Annotated in this window: 15 protein-coding genes; 8 read left to right on the forward strand and 7 right to left on the reverse strand. The window is 65.5% G+C overall.

What is annotated here, in order from left to right; genetic code table 11:
- Nucleotides 1–92 precede the first annotated feature (92 nt).
- A complete protein-coding gene (locus tag ACIBK2_RS24355; protein ID WP_396970097.1) occupies nt 93–941 on the forward strand; it encodes a helix-turn-helix transcriptional regulator in 849 nt (282 codons plus the stop codon).
- A gap of 101 nt (nt 942–1,042) precedes the next feature.
- On the opposite strand, the gene ACIBK2_RS24360 is transcribed toward ACIBK2_RS24355, so the two are convergent.
- The 5 genes from ACIBK2_RS24360 to ACIBK2_RS24380 form a co-directional block, all read right to left on the reverse strand.
- A complete protein-coding gene (locus tag ACIBK2_RS24360; RefSeq protein ID WP_396970099.1) occupies nt 1,043–1,624 on the reverse strand; it encodes an SMI1/KNR4 family protein in 582 nt (193 codons plus the stop codon).
- Nucleotides 1,625–1,737: 113 nt separating this feature from the next.
- Nucleotides 1,738–3,507, reverse strand: a complete 1,770-nt coding sequence (locus ACIBK2_RS24365; protein ID WP_396970101.1) for an oleate hydratase — start codon at nt 3,505–3,507, stop codon at nt 1,738–1,740.
- Nucleotides 3,508–3,555: 48 nt separating this feature from the next.
- On the reverse strand, nt 3,556–4,407 hold the full coding sequence (locus ACIBK2_RS24370; protein WP_396970103.1) for a 3-hydroxyacyl-CoA dehydrogenase: 852 nt from the start codon (nt 4,405–4,407) through the stop codon (nt 3,556–3,558).
- 48 nt (nt 4,408–4,455) lie between these two features.
- A complete protein-coding gene (locus tag ACIBK2_RS24375; protein WP_396970104.1) occupies nt 4,456–5,094 on the reverse strand; it encodes a TetR/AcrR family transcriptional regulator in 639 nt (212 codons plus the stop codon).
- A 695-nt stretch (nt 5,095–5,789) separates the two neighbouring features.
- The gene (locus tag ACIBK2_RS24380) at nt 5,790–8,072 is read right to left on the reverse strand and encodes an ATP-binding cassette domain-containing protein (RefSeq protein WP_396970106.1); all 2,283 of its coding nucleotides are present in this window, start codon (nt 8,070–8,072) and stop codon (nt 5,790–5,792) included.
- Nucleotides 8,073–8,184: 112 nt separating this feature from the next.
- On the opposite strand from ACIBK2_RS24380, the gene ACIBK2_RS24385 reads away from it, so the two are divergent.
- From ACIBK2_RS24385 to ACIBK2_RS24400, 4 genes are all read left to right on the forward strand, one after another.
- The gene (locus ACIBK2_RS24385) at nt 8,185–8,769 is read left to right on the forward strand and encodes a class I SAM-dependent methyltransferase (protein WP_396970108.1); all 585 of its coding nucleotides are present in this window, start codon (nt 8,185–8,187) and stop codon (nt 8,767–8,769) included.
- Nucleotides 8,770–8,808: 39 nt separating this feature from the next.
- Nucleotides 8,809–9,096, forward strand: a complete 288-nt coding sequence (locus ACIBK2_RS24390; protein WP_379291363.1) for a ribbon-helix-helix domain-containing protein — start codon at nt 8,809–8,811, stop codon at nt 9,094–9,096.
- On the forward strand, nt 9,093–9,500 hold the full coding sequence (locus ACIBK2_RS24395) for a hypothetical protein (RefSeq protein WP_396970110.1): 408 nt from the start codon (nt 9,093–9,095) through the stop codon (nt 9,498–9,500). The genes ACIBK2_RS24390 and ACIBK2_RS24395 overlap by 4 nt, the downstream gene beginning before the upstream one ends.
- Nucleotides 9,501–9,717: 217 nt before the next feature.
- On the forward strand, nt 9,718–10,206 hold the full coding sequence (locus ACIBK2_RS24400; protein WP_396970112.1) for a GNAT family N-acetyltransferase: 489 nt from the start codon (nt 9,718–9,720) through the stop codon (nt 10,204–10,206).
- 405 nt (nt 10,207–10,611) lie between these two features.
- Here ACIBK2_RS24400 and ACIBK2_RS24405 read toward each other — a convergent pair whose 3' ends face one another.
- Nucleotides 10,612–11,496 (reverse strand): LLM class F420-dependent oxidoreductase, encoded by an 885-nt coding sequence (locus tag ACIBK2_RS24405; RefSeq protein WP_396970114.1) that lies wholly within the window; start codon nt 11,494–11,496, stop codon nt 10,612–10,614.
- 141 nt (nt 11,497–11,637) lie between these two features.
- On the opposite strand from ACIBK2_RS24405, the gene ACIBK2_RS24410 reads away from it, so the two are divergent.
- The 3 genes from ACIBK2_RS24410 to ACIBK2_RS24420 all read left to right on the forward strand — a co-directional run bounded on the left by ACIBK2_RS24410 (nt 11,638) and on the right by ACIBK2_RS24420 (nt 13,809).
- Complete coding sequence (locus tag ACIBK2_RS24410) at nt 11,638–11,946, forward strand: nuclear transport factor 2 family protein (protein WP_379291371.1); 309 nt, start codon at nt 11,638–11,640, stop codon at nt 11,944–11,946.
- Between the two features lie 106 nt (nt 11,947–12,052).
- Nucleotides 12,053–13,195, forward strand: a complete 1,143-nt coding sequence (locus ACIBK2_RS24415; protein ID WP_396970116.1) for an alkaline phosphatase family protein — start codon at nt 12,053–12,055, stop codon at nt 13,193–13,195.
- 290 nt (nt 13,196–13,485) lie between these two features.
- Complete coding sequence (locus ACIBK2_RS24420; protein WP_379291375.1) at nt 13,486–13,809, forward strand: hypothetical protein; 324 nt, start codon at nt 13,486–13,488, stop codon at nt 13,807–13,809.
- Nucleotides 13,810–14,176: 367 nt separating this feature from the next.
- On the opposite strand, the gene ACIBK2_RS24425 is transcribed toward ACIBK2_RS24420, so the two are convergent.
- Nucleotides 14,177–14,602 carry an MmcQ/YjbR family DNA-binding protein gene (locus tag ACIBK2_RS24425; protein WP_396970119.1) on the reverse strand — a complete coding sequence of 142 codons (426 nt, stop codon included), beginning with the start codon at nt 14,600–14,602 and terminating at the stop codon, nt 14,177–14,179.
- Between the last annotated feature and the right edge of the window lie 99 nt (nt 14,603–14,701).

The following is a 14,701-nucleotide window of genomic DNA, read 5'->3' on the forward strand; positions in this document are numbered from 1 at the left end:
CTTCGGCGCGCACGCCACCCCTGGGCAGGACTGCCTTGTCCTGGGATCGGCGGTACCACCCCGGACCGGTCCGGCTGCGGGATGATCGAAGGATGGACCGTCCCGAACTCGCGGCGCTGCTGCGTCAGGCGCGCACTCGAATACAGCCGCGCGACGTCGGACTGCCCGCGGGCCCGCGCCGTCAGGTGCCCGGGCTGCGTCGCGAGGAAGTCGCTCAGCTGGCCGGTCTCAGCGTCGACTATGTGGTGCGGCTGGAACAGGGGCGCGGTCCGCGGCCCTCGACCTCCGTGCTCGCCGCACTGTCGCGGGCGCTGCGGTTGAACGACGACGACCGCGACCTGCTGTTCCAACTCGCCGGATCCGCACCTCCACAGGCCGGACGGATCGCACAGGTCGTGCGCCCCAGCGTGTTGCGGCTGCTGGACCGGATGGTGGATCTGCCGACCCTGGTGATGTCGGCGAAAGGTGATGTGCTGGCCTGGAACCCGATGGCCGCCGCACTACTCGGCGACTTCTCCGCCTTGCCGCCCGCCCAGCGCAACATGATCCGCGAATGCTTCCTCGGTGCTGAACCGGGCCGGGTGCGGTTCACTTCCGAGGAGTTCCGGATGATCGCCTCCTACGGTGTCGGCACCCTGCGCAGCGCCAAAGCCCGCTACCCCACCGACCCCGACCTGGATCGACTCATCACCGAACTCCGTTCGCACAGCACCGATTTCGACCAACTCTGGCGCGAACGCCCCTCCGCCCAATGGCGCAGCGCCACCAAAACCATCACCCACCCCGAACTCGGCACACTCGTGCTCGAATGCGACACCCTGCTCGTCCCCGACGCCGACCAAACCGTCGTCTTCTACTCCGCCGCCCCCGACACCCCCGCCGCCTCCGCCCTGGAACTCCTGCGCGTCACCGGCACCCAGCAATTCAGCGACCACACCTGAGTTGCGGACGGGGTCGCTGAAGTACGGGCAGGCATCGCCGATCATCGGCAAGTGGTCTGCCGCGTCCCGACAGAACGGGTTCCGATTACGCGCAAGCTGACCTACTGGTCGGACTCGACGGCACTTTTCCACAGGCCTGCGATCAGTACGGCGAAGTTGTCGTACCGCTCGGGATCGTCTCCGTCGCCCGGCCACCACTCGTAGGCGGTCCATTCTCCGTTGGCTGCGACGTCGGCGGCGTGCAACAGCAGATACTGACCGCTGCCGCCGTCGTCGTTCGACACCAGCAGGCACCGCTCGAGCATGGGGAAGAGCTCGTCGAAGCTCGACCCGGACCACGCCGCCATCAGTTCGGATTCCAGGGCGGGAAACCAGCCGATCTCGTCCGCCGTGAGCAGATCGACGGCGTAGGAGATCGTATTCCAGCCGTTACTGGTCAGCAGGAAGTTCCGGTAGGTCGGCGGGAGTCGTACGCCGAGCCGCTGCTCGGCCGCCAGGATCTCGTCCTCACTCGCCGGTTCGTAGCCGAGCCACCCGGCGCTGCGCTGGGCCGCACTGAGGAATTGGTCCGCGCGGCCATCCTCGGTCATGTCGCGCATGAACGCCGAGTCCGGAAACTCGGAGCTGTAGCTCCGCAGGAATCCGTGCCACTCCGTGGCGGTCGACGGCGGGACAATATTCATGCCTGAATTCCTCCTGCGATGCGTGGCACTACGTGTTGACCCTAGCGTGCGAGGCCGCTCGCTCCACAACGAAACAGGCTCGGCCCCAACGGGACCGAGCCTGCTCGACAGTGCTACTTCTTGTCTCCCACCAACCCGTACTCCTCGAGCATGACGCCGATCTCGGTCGAATCCAGCTTGCTCATCAGCTTCTTTCGCACCAGGTCGGGCCCGGGGATATGGAGTTCGTCCCCGTCGCGTAGTCGGCTTGTCGCGGCCAGCAGCTTGCGCACGTCGTAGGTCGAGTTGAAGACCTCCGGGACGCCGCGTTCGATGCCGAGCAGCTGATAGGTCGCCTCCATCGCGGTGCGTACCGAGTATTCGGTGGTGAAGATGCAGTCGCGGGTGCTTTCGGCGAACTGGCCGATGAACGCGAAGTTCACCGATCCGGCCGGCACCACATCGGGACGGTCACCGGCTTGGCGCGGCATGAAGAACGCCGTCACATACGGCATCATCACCGGCACGCACTTGGCCGAATTCGCGGCCAGCTCAGCGATTTCGGCCTCGGGGACACCCATGTGATACAGCCATTCCTGGGTGATCTCCTCGCCGGTGCATGCGCTCATCGGCTTCTTGACATAGTCGCCGGGCACATCCACGAACAGCGAATACACCCACACCACGATCTGGTCCTCGGGCTGCTGCTTGAAATGCGGCTGCCGATTCACCGTCCAGCTCATCAGCCAGCTCGAGTCCCGCACGGTGACGATGCCGCCGGTGACCACCTTGCCGCTGAACGGATCACGCTTACAGATCTTCTGGATATAGCCCGGGATCCGCTCATCCAGCGTGGTGACTGTCGCCGACTCCCATTTGGTCTGCTCGATATGGCCACCGAACACGTCCGGATGCCCGAACGACGGGTCCTTGGCCGCGATCCGCCGCCACAGATCCCACGCGGGCGCCGGACCGTCGAGCAACTTCGCCGGGGTGTGGTGATCGCCGTCGTCGGAATTCTCGGTGAGCGAGCCGATCGTGGTGAAAACCAGATCATGCTCACCCAGCTCGACACTGCCCTCGCTCCCGTCGGCCACCCAGTGCAGCTTCGTGGCCTGCTTACGGTCGCCGGTCAGATCGAAGTCGATATCGGTGATCTCGGTATCGAACCGGAAACTCACGCCCTGATCGAGCAGCCACCGATACAACGGCAGCACCAGCGACTCGTACTGGTTGTACTTGGTGAACTTCAACGCCGAGAAATCCGGCAGCCCGCCGATGTGATGGATGAAGCGGTGCAGATACAACTTCATCTCCAGTGCGCTGTGCCACTCCTCGAACGCGAACATCGTCCGCCAATACATCCAGAAGTTGCTCTGCAAGAAGTCCTCGCCGAAGACCTCGTCGATCCGCTTGTTCTCCATCTCCTCCGGCGTGGCGAGGAAGACCTTGATCATGTCCTTCTGCGCCTTGTTGCTCAGCGTGAACAAGCCGTCGGTGTGCGCGTCCTGGCCCTGTTTCTCGGTGGCGCGCTGCAACGAGGAGTTGGGGTCGTCCTTGTTCAGCCAATAGAACTCGTCCAGCACGCTGGCCCCGTCGATCTCCATCGAGGGCACCGACCGGAACAGATCCCACAGGCATTCGAAATGGTTCTCCATCTCGCGCCCGCCACGGATCACGAAACCTTTCTTCGGTTCCTTGATGCCGTCGAGCGCGCCACCGGGCAGCTTCAACCGCTCGAACACGGTGATCTTGTCCCCGGCCAGTTGACCGTCACGGATCAGGAACGCCGCACCGGAGAGCGAGGCCAGACCCGCCCCGACGAACCACGCCGTCTTGTCCTCGACACCGTCGGGCTTGCGTGGTCGGGCGAAGGCCTCGTAGTTGCCGCTGCTGTAATACATGTGACTCCTCTCCTCGTGCTGGTTCGGAATGTCTTGCCGCACCGGCGATTACGAGTACTTGTAGAACCCTTCACCGCTGGACACGCCGAGCTTGCCCTGGTCGATGTAGTTGTCCTTGAGCCACGCGGCGAGCTTCTTACCGTTCTCGTCGCTGTTGACCAGGATGTTGTACGGGGTGTTGAGGCCGATGACATCGATCATCTGGAACGGACCGAACGGGGCGCCGGTCGCGATCCGCCAGGTCTTGTCGACCGCCTCCGGATCGGCGTAACCGCCGGCACTGAGCCCCATCGCCGCGTTCAGCAGCGGCACCAGCAGCGAGTTGACCACGTAACCGGCCTTCTCCTTGTGCAACTCGATCGGGACCATGCCGATCGCGGCGGCGAACTCGGCGACCGCGTGGAACACCTCCGGGTCGGTGTCCTTGGTGCCCATCACCTCGGCGGTGTTGTAGCGCCACACGTCGTTGGCGAAATGCAGGGCGAGGAAACGGTCCGGGCGGCCGGTGGAATCCTTGAGATCGCTGGGCAGCAGGGTGGAGGAGTTGGTGGCGAAGATCGTGCGCTGCGGGGCCAGCTCGCTCAGCTTCTGGTAGGTGTCCTGCTTGATCTTCAACACCTCGGGCACCGCCTCGATGACGAGGTCGGCGTCTTTGACGGCCTCGGCGAGATCGGTGGTCACTGTGATGGTGCCGGCGGCCTTTTCGGCTTTGCCGTCACCCGCGCCATCGACCTCGTCCTGATAGATCGCGACCAGTTTGGTGAAACGATCGTGTGCCGCTTTGAGTGCGTCGTCGTTGATGTCGTAGGCCGTGACCTCGAAGCCGCTGAACGCGGTCTGGAATGCGATCTGCGAACCGAGGACCCCGGTGCCGAGGACGGTCACCCTACGGATGCTCATGATGTTCTCCTTCCTGCCGGAGGCGAGGATCGCCCCTCGACGGTCCACTCACTCGATCGAGGCGAAAAACCCCGCCACGATCTGGGCTATCTGGTCGCGCAGATCGTCGGTCGCGTCGCGACCCGGATGCGCGCCGGTCGATGGCCGGGCCAGAATCAGGTGCAGCACAGCGAATACGCTGCGGCCCGCCAGCAATGCCCGGGCGAACAGCTCTTTCCCGGCGCCCGGCACTGCCGCGGTGAGCCGTTCGGCGATCATCGTCTCCAGTCGCGCGACCTCGGCGAGCCCTTCGGCGCGGTACTGCTCGGTGGGTGCACCGAACAACAACTCGCGCTGATAGGCCACCGTGTTCTCCACGCGCCGGTCGGCGGCTTCGAGAATCGGGCGCGTCATCGCAAGGACCGCTTGTGCCGGATCGGCCTCGGATCGTGCCGCCCGCTCGCCCTGTTCGAGAGCCGCCCGGAATTCCGCGTTGTAGACCATCAACAGCAGCTCACCCTTCGACGCCGCGTACCGGAACAACGTCCCGGCCGCCACATCCGCACGCTCGGAAATCTGCTGCGTGGTCACGCTGCCGAACCCGCGCTCGGCGAACAACGCCGCCGCGGCCTCGAAGATGCGCGAATGCTTGTCCTGCTTGTTGCGCATCCGCCGCCCGCCCTGCACCGCCTCCGGTGTGGTCATCATCGCGGCACCTCCAATTAATGAGTGGACTCATTTCTGAGCGTACTCCGAGTTACTTGGAAGGCAACCCCTGGCTCCTGCGAGGCGCCCCGAAGGCGCGACATGTCGAAGACGCTCCGTCAACAGGTGCCCATCTCAGGGCATGAGGGCTGGCAGGCGGCCACTGCCACTACAGAATCCGCACTCTCTCTCGGGACACGCACTCGAAATAGGGCCCTAGAGTCAGTGCCGATCCCGAGAGAGAGTGCGGATTCTGGTGACAACGGCTGGATCGGCACGCGAGAACTCAGCACGCGTGCCGCGCACTTGTTGGTGGGCTGCGCACGAATTTGCCAGTGAATTCGTGCGCGGCGTGAAAATACGTGCGCGCGAGCAGGCGGCGCGGCTGCTCGAGTGGGCCGACTCGCCGGTGGGCGCCACGACGCGGTCACCCGGTATGACGAGGCTCCACCACAACGAGCACCGATACCGCCGGGTCGCCCGCCCGGTCCAGGTGCGGTGGGCAACGAGGACATCCGGATATGACGAGCCTTCCTGTGCGGCACCGAGCATCGACGCGGTGGGATCGCTACCCGATCCAGGTGGTAGACACAGAGCCGCCGTCCGCCCCCGCCGCCGCGGCTCCTGCGCACGTGGATCCCCGCTGCCTGGTCCGTGAACTGACCGATCCCCAGCGGCCAAGGATTCGGGATATCGCGCTAGGCCGCCTTGTACTTACGCAGGTACTCGCCGGTCAGTGAGATCGGGTCGGCGAGGAGGGCGGCGGGGGTGCCGGTGAAGACGACTTCGCCGCCTGCCTTACCGCCGTCGGGGCCCAGGTCGATGACCCAGTCGGAGTGGGCGACGACGTCGAGGTTGTGTTCGATGACGACGACGGTGTTGCCGCGCTCGACCAGGCCGTCGAGCAGGGCGAGCAGGGTGTCGACGTCGGACATGTGCAGGCCGGTGGTCGGTTCGTCGAGGACGTAGACCGAGCCGGTGTTGCCGAGTTGGGTGGCGAGTTTGATGCGTTGACGTTCGCCGCCGGACAGGGTGCTCATGGCCTGGCCGAGGCTCAGGTAGTTCAGGCCGACCTCGTTCATAGTGCGCAACTTGGCATTCAGTGCTTTCTCCGGGAAGAACAGCAGCGCTTCCTCGGCGGTCAGTTCCAGCACGTCGGCGATCGACTTATCGCGCAAGGTGAGTGCGAGCACGTCGTCGGAGAAGCGGCGGCCGTCGCAGGCATCGCAGTGGGTGGTGACCGGGTCCATGTAGGCGATCTCGGTGATGATCACCCCGCGGCCCTCGCACTGCTTGCACGCGCCGGCGGAGTTGAAGCTGAACAGGCCCGGCGACTCGCCGGTGGCCTTGGCGAACAGCTTGCGGATCGGATCCATCAACCCGAGATAGGTCGCCGGAGTGGAACGCGAGGAGGCGGCGATGGCGGACTGGTCGACGAAGATCGCCTCGGGATGTTCGACCACGAATACATCCCGGATCAGACTGCTCTTGCCCGAACCGGCCACTCCGGTGATCGAGGTCAGGACGCCGGTGGGAATCGCGACGGTCACGTCCTTGAGGTTGTGCACGTCGGCATGCTCGATCAGCAACTCACCCGTACCCGCACGGAAAGTGTCCTTCACCGTGAACGGGCGACGCAGCCCAGCGCCGGTCGGGGTGTCCGCGGCCCGCAACTCGGCGAAGCTGCCCTCGAACACCACCTGCCCGCCGTGCAGTCCGGCACGCGGGCCGACATCGACGATATGGTCGGCGATCTGGATGACATCGGGATCGTGCTCGACCACCAGCACCGTGTTTCCCTTGTCCCGCAACGCCTTCAGCAGATCGTTCAACCGGCCCACATCCCGCGGATGCAACCCGACGCTCGGTTCGTCGAAAATGTAGGTCATCCCGATCAACGTGCTCGACAGATGCTTGATCATCTTCAACCGCTGCCCCTCACCACCGGACAGCGTCGAGGTCGGACGATCCAGGCTCAAATACCCCAGCCCGATATCGGCCACCCGCTGCAGCGAGGTCCGGATCGCGGCCGCCAATCCCGCCGCGGCCGGATCGGTGATCTCCTCGAGCACCACCATCAGATCGGTGATCTGCAACCCCGCCCAGTCGGCGATATTGCGGTCGTTGATCTTCGTGGCCAGCGCCGCCGCATTGAGCCGGGCGCCATGACAGGTCGGGCAGATCCCCTCGGTCAGGAACTGGCGCATCTGCTCACGGGTCTTCTCGCTCAACGTGGAGGTGTCGCGTTGCAGCCGGGTGCGGGTGAACTTGGTGGCGATGCCCTCGTAGTTGGCTTTCCAGGTGCCCTTGGCGAAGGTCAACTCCACCTTGCCGCCGGTGCCGTACAACAGATCCGCGAACTCCTCGGTCGTGTACTCGCTCAGTTTCTTGTCCGGATCGAAGCGCCCCGAGTTGCCGTACATCTGCCATTCGCCGCCGCCGACACCGTAGCCTGGCAACAGGATCGCGCCCTCGTTGAGCGACTTGGTCCGATCGAGCAGCCGGTCCGGATCGGCGCGCACCGTGATGCCGAGCCCGTCACAGTCCGGGCACATGCCTTGGGGCACGTTGAACGAGTAGTTGTAGACGAAACCCGCTGAGGGCGCACCGAATCGGGCGAACATCGCCCGCACCATCGAGAAGATGTCGGTCATCGTGCCGACCGTCGAGCGCGGCCCGCCACCCACCGGCTGCTGATCGATGATCACCGGCGCGGTCAGATTCTCCATCGCCTCGGCATGCGGACGCTCATAGCGCGGCAGAAAGTTCAGGATGAACGCCGGAAACGTCGCATACAGCTGACGCTGCGACTCCACCGCGATCGTGTCGAACACGATCGAGGACTTGCCCGAACCGGACACCCCGGTGAACACCGTGATCTTGTTCTTGGGAATCTCCAGCGAGACATCGCGCAGGTTGTGCTCGCTGGCACCGAGGACTCGGATGACATCGGCGGAAACGGTGGATTCGGCGAAAGGCATACCGACACCATGTCATCAGGCACCGACATTTTGTGCGGGGAATTGTGATGCAGATCACACACATTGCTTGGTCTGCGGACTCTGGATCTGCACCTGTCCGTACTCTCGTGGCGTGCGTGACGATCCCTACTGGAACCACAACACCCAGTACCACCCCTGGCTGCTCGCCCAGGTCCCCGACATCGCCCGCACCGCGCTCGACATCGGTTGCGGCGACGGCCTTCTCGCCACCGAACTCGGTCGCCGAGGCTTGACCGTGCGCGGCGTCGACCTCGACCAGGCCATCCTCGACACCGCAACGCCCACACCGAATGTCACCTTCGAACACGGCGACTTCCTCGACCTCCCAGGCACTTTCGACCTCGTCACCATCGTCGCGACCCTGCACCACGTCCCATTGCGAGACGGACTCACCGCGCTACGCCGACTCGTCGCCCCCGGTGGCACCCTCGCCGTCGTCGGCCTGTGGAAGTTCGACCTCCGCACCGACTATCCGTACCTGGCGCTGCTCCCGGCGATCGTCGCGATCGACACCCTGCACCGGCCCAAGCTCGGCGGCCCCGACATGCGACTGCGCGATCCCGAAACCACCTTCCCCGAGATCCGTACCGCCGCCGCCGCGATCCTGTCCGGCGCGCACCTGCGCCGCCGCCCGCTACTGCGCTACACCCTGCTCTGGCACAAGCCCGCCGAGTGACCCCTCGCGAGCGAAACCCAGCCGCGATACAGTCGTGGTATGCCGTCGTCTCGGGAGCAGAAAACACGGAAAGTCACCGTCACGCTGCCCGAAGAACTCCTGGCCATGCTCGAAACCTGGCGCGCGGGCGGGCACATCGAATCGGTGTCGGCGTTCGTCTCCGAGGCCGTGCAGGCGCGGATCAACCGCGCGCAGTCACTGGCCAAACTCGAGCAAGTCCTCGGCGGCCGCCCACCACTGGATCTGATAAACCGGGCGCGCGCCGTGCAGGGCCTACCGCCGTTATCCGAGGAAGAGGCAGGCGGCCCACACGCCGGCGCCGCGTGATCACCGCGGCACTGGGCGGTGTCGTGTTCGACACCGCCGCCGTCATCGGGTTCGCTAACCAAGCCAACTACGCCCAAGCCGTAGTCTGGGCCACCGTCAACGCGGGCAACACCATCGTCGTACCCGCCACCGTCCTCGGCGTCGCCCGCGCCCACATCGCCACCGACCGCCTCGACATCCTCGCGGCACTATTGGAACTGCCCCACACCATCGTCCCGCCCTTCGACCGTGCCGCCGCCGACCGCCTCGGCGTCGCACTCGCCGGCACCGCCAACGCCGAAGCCCTACTCCCCGCCGGCCACGCCACCCACGAAGCCATCGCCCGCGACTGGCCCTGCCTGACCGCCCGCCCGAAGAAGCTGCGCCAACTCGACCCCCGGGTGATCATCGACCCACTGCCCTGACGATTTCCAAGGGGTCCGGCGAGCAGTGCTCAGCCAACCACTCCCGCATGAGTTGCGTTGCGGGGAAACGGGTTTGCGCCGAGCTCGGCAGGTCATCGCCTCGGCTCGGCGAGCTCGACGACGCCACCGGATACCGCTCGACTTCCCGCAGACCGAACGCGATCGTCATGCGAAAACACCTACGAACAGAGGCTGGGTAGTTCCGATGAGTCGGCCAATGGAGAGTGTCGTTCTCAGACCAGCGGGCCTACCCGACGCGACGATGCTCGCTCAGATTCAGCGTGACGCAGAGCTGGCCGCGTTTTCACACATCTTCCCGCCGGACCGGTACCCGTATCCGTTCGAAGCAGTGGTCACCGAGTGGGACCAGGCCCTCGCCGACGCGCAGGCGCAAGTTATCACCGCCGAGAGCGCCGGACGGATCATCGGTGTCGTTGCGACGAATCCGGGACACCTCCGGTCGCTATATGTCAGCCCGCCACACTGGGGCACCGGCATCGCACGGTTGCTGCACGACACCGCAATCGACACCGAGAACAACACGGGCCAGTGGCAATTGTGGGTCCTGAAGAACAACAACCGCGCCCGCCGATTCTACGAACGACAAGGTTGGCACGCGGACGGCCGCACCAAACCCCTCGACTATCCACCCCACCCCACCCTGCTCGGCTACCAGCTCACCGTCACCGACCGCGCCAGCACCTGAGATCACCGAAACCGCTCGCTTGCACACGCATTCAACCTCGCGCGCTAACCCTTCGACCTCAAGTGTTTGATCCGAGCCGACGGCTCTGTCTAGGCGGGTTTCGAGACGAATCACCGCTCACACCTGCGGTCGGTTCCGCCGAGCTGACACGAGATGATCATTCGATGAAGTCATACGAGTGCGCGTTTTGCGGCGATACCGTCAGCGGCACGGACGCTGAATTTCGTGTCGTTGCGGTTTCTGAGCGTACGACCGCTTCGCGGCAAGAGTTCTTCGCGCACAGAGCCTGTCTGGTCTCAACGCTCCATCCCTCGTTTCCGCTCAGCCAGGTTCTCGACGGAGAAGCGAGCGGATTCCGCGTTGGCCGGGCCGACCGAACCGGTGGTTCGTGAAGATCGGCAGAGCTCAGCGCAGCAGTTCGATCACCGGCGCGAACTGCTCCATGCTGTGCTCGAGGACCGTGATGTAGCTGAAGCCGTAGCGATCGCGGTGCTCGCGTACCCGGGCGGCGATCTCCTCGGGCGTTCCGATCAGCAGTGTGGGCAGGTCCTCTGGGTGATCTGCTACATCGTCGGGCAGTGCGGGGCCGAATAATTCGAGTACCGCGGTGCGTTCCTCCGGGGGCACCACCCGCTGGATCAGGATGTTGAACTCGACGCGGTCGGCGCGGCTGCCCAGCAGGCTACGGACGTAGGCGATCTTTTCGCTCGTTTCGCCGATCCCGGCCAAATGCAGCGGACCACCGTTCTCGGTCGCCGACGCGCCGGGGAACGCGATGATGTCGGCGTGTTCGGCGGCCAAGCGCAACGACCGGTTACCCCAGCCCGCGATCAACAGCGGCGGCCCCGACGGCTGGGCTGGGCGCGGCTGATACTCCGGATCGGAGAACAGGGTGCGCAACGTGGAAACCGTGTGCTCCAGATGCGCGACACGCTTCGCGCCACTCTCGAAAGGGATACCCGCGGCCTCGAATTCGGCCTGCACATAGCCCGAACCAAGACCGATCTCGACCCGCCCGTCGGTGAGCTGATCGGCACCCGCGATATCGCGGGCCAGCAGCACCGGATTGTAGAACGGCGCATTGAGCACGAAGGTGTTCAACCGCACCCGTTCGGTCGCCTCGGCGGCCAGGATCATCGACGGAAACGGTGCCGGGCAGCCCAGATGATCGGCCACTCCGATCACGTCGAAACCCAGTTCCTCAGCCCTGCGGCACTTTTGGATCCAGTCGCTCCTGGAGTCCGGAGTCACCATGTTGACACCGAACCGGAATGCACGCTGCGCGGTCACGAGTTCCTGTCTACCAGCAGGCGGCGCGCGGCAACAGCACAGCCATCCCGGCGCAGGCTCACGTTCTGCCCTACAGTGGACGCCAGAGATTTGCTGAACTACTGCTGATGCTCCGCCACCTGATCCGAGAGAGGTAACCAGATGACTGAGCTAGATCCCGTGGTGCAGGAATTCGTCGACGCCCTCAACGCCAACGACCAGGACCGGCTCTTCGCCGCCCTCACCGACGACGCGACCATGTCCGACGACGGCGTGGAACGCAATGTCGCCCAGTGGACCGACTCGGAGGTCTTCGGCAGCAACGGGCACATGAACGTCGAGACCATCGACGACGGCGGCACCGAACTCGTCGCCGACTACACCAATTCCCGCTGGGGCTCGATGCGCACCAGCTGGCGGTTCACCGTGCGCGACGGCAAGGTCGCCCGGTTCGAGACCGGCCAGGCATAACGCATTGTGCAGCGGCGCGAGCGAGCGCGAGTCTGCGCCCAGCATTGACCAGGTGTTGGACTAATGGGCTTGCTTGCGCCGCACGGCGCTTGAGAGTCTGAGCCTCGTGTTCGACGCGCCTCGCTACGGTACGGGTTCCCTTGCCGATGTGTTCCCCTCCGTGCTCGCCGGATTCGGTGTGCCCGGTGAGACCGATCGGCTCGGGCTCGGCATTGCCGCCGACCGGGTCTGCGTGCTGCTCGTCGACGGACTCGGCGCGCACGCGCTGGCCGCGAATCCCGGTGCGGCTCCGTTTCTGTCGGGCCTGACCTCGGCGACGCTGACCGCGGGATTCCCCAGCACCACCGCCACCAGCCTCAGCTCCCTCGGCGTCGGTGTCCCGCCCGGCGAGCACGGCATCGTCGGCTATTTGCTGCGAGTGCCCGGCCAGGATCGCCTCATCAACACCCTGCGCTGGAGCGCGCACGGCGAAGGCCGCGCCGTCGATCTGCGTCATGAGGTGGTTCCCGAGCAATTCCAGCCCACCGCAACGGTATTCGAGCGCGCCGCGGCCGACGGCATCACCGTCACCCAGGTCGCGCCGAGCTATCAGAACGGTTCCGGGCTCACCCGCGCGTCCCTGCGCGGCTGCGACTTCCGCGACAGCTTCTCCGTCGGTGACCTCATCGACGGCGTCGGCCGCGCCCTGCGCACCGGCAGCCGCTCGCTCGTCTACGCCTACCATGCCGACCTCGACACCACCGGACACGCGCGCGGACCGTCCTCGGACGCCTGGCTGTTGGAATTGGCGCACGTCGACCGCCTCGCCGCCGAGATCGCCGAACGGTTGCCGCCCGGTGCCGTGCTGCTCGTCACCGCCGACCACGGCATGGTCGAACTCGACGAACGCATCGACTTCGACCACCACCCGCACCTGCGCGAGGGCGTCCGCCAACTCGGCGGGGAACCCCGTGCGCGCCATGTCTATACCGAACCCGGCGCCACCGACGACGTCACCGCGGCCTGGCGCGAAATCCTCGGCGCCGACTTCGCGGTCCTGCCCCGCGCCGAGGTGATCGCCCGCGGCTGGTTCGGCCCCACCGTCGCCCCGCACATCGCCGACCGCATCGGCGACATCGTCGTCGCCGCCCGCAACGCACACGGCATCATCCGCAGCGCGGCCGAACCCGTCCAATCGATGATGATCGGCCACCACGGCTCCCTCACCCCCGCCGAACTCGACGTCCCCCTGTGCATCTTCCGCTCCTGAGAACTGGACCCATGATCATGGTTGCCCGCCCGGCCTGAGGATCCGAGGCACGCGCATGGGACACCGCGACGGCATCTCCCGCTCGGGAGGATCGGCACTCTCTCTCGGGATCTGCACTCGGTACGGGCGCCCGGAGTCGGTGCGGATCCCGAGAAAAGGTGCGGCGGTTGCGAACTAGCGGGCGGCGGGCGACCCGCCGGACACGGGCCGAGCACAAGGGGCGCGCGGGGCTCTAGGCTGGACGGCGATCGACGCGGATCGCCGCGCGACGAAGCATTCAGGAGGAGCACATGAACGCCACGCTGTCACGGACCGGACGGACCGGCCTCGGGATCGCGGCGGTCGCCCTGATGCTCGCCGGGTGCACCGACGTCCAGCGCGCCCTCAACCGCGGCGGTGACACCCCCTGCAGCGAGTACGTCAAGCAGAATCAGGACGACAAGCGCATGACGATCACCAAGTTCGTCAAGCAGCAGACCAACGACGACCACGAGCCCGCGGGCACCGTCGTCGACGCCACCATGGTGTCGGTCGACGTCCTGTGCGGCGGCCAGCGCAACGCCGAGACGCCGATCAAGAACGCCGACGTAGCAGGCATTTTCATCAACAAGTGAGCAGACCGGCAGTCGATGCAACATCGCATCGACTGCCAACGGTTCGTTCGGCCGGATGCGTGAACCGTCCACATACCTGCGACGCGCATCCGCCCCACATCACCGCATACGTGTGTGGGCGTCCACATATGGGACGCGCATCCGCGACGTGTCACTGCACCATCATTCGGCCGAGTGGCACCGCCAACCTGATTCGCGAGTCGCAGACGGCCGGTGCGGCACCGCCCCCACATCGCCGCAGCGACCGCACATCTTGCCCAGCAGGGGTGCGCTGCCCACAAATACACCGTCCTGCGCTGCAAACAAGTACGCCGTCCGTTGACGCGGCGGACCCGGTCGGTCGCACGTCCACTACATCAGCTGCGCGTCACTCACTCGGCGGATGCGCCGCCAACCAGTCGGCGCCCCGCCTACGGGAGGCACGGGACAACCATGCGTCCTGCACCACCTCGGATAACTCCGCGAGGGTGAGCTCTCCGATCCGGCTGCCCCGCACCAACACCGACGGATGACCGTCGAAATGCTTGGTGGTGAAGAACGGCGAATCCGGATCCTGCACCAACGCCTGCTTATCCGACTCCGCCGGCACCCAGAACACGATCACGTCGCTGTAGCGCTCACCGGTGTCGGCATCGAACGCGTCCGGCCGAGCATTCCGAAAGAATACGAACGACTTCTCTCCCACCTGATACACCGGATTGCCGGCGGGCCCGTCGACCCGCGTCACATGCGGCATCCCCAACGCCAATGCATGCACATCGCCGACCCGAGCCCGCCGCGAACCGGTAGCCATCCCAGCAGCATAACGTCGCACCGCGCAGGTGAGGCGACACTGTGAGTGGCCGATACGTCGGTTGTTGATCTCCGCGTCGGCCGCATAGCAGGGGCGCGA

Source organism: Nocardia sp. NPDC050175 (assembly GCF_044459885.1).
Classification (GTDB): Bacteria; Actinomycetota; Actinomycetes; order Mycobacteriales; family Mycobacteriaceae; genus Nocardia.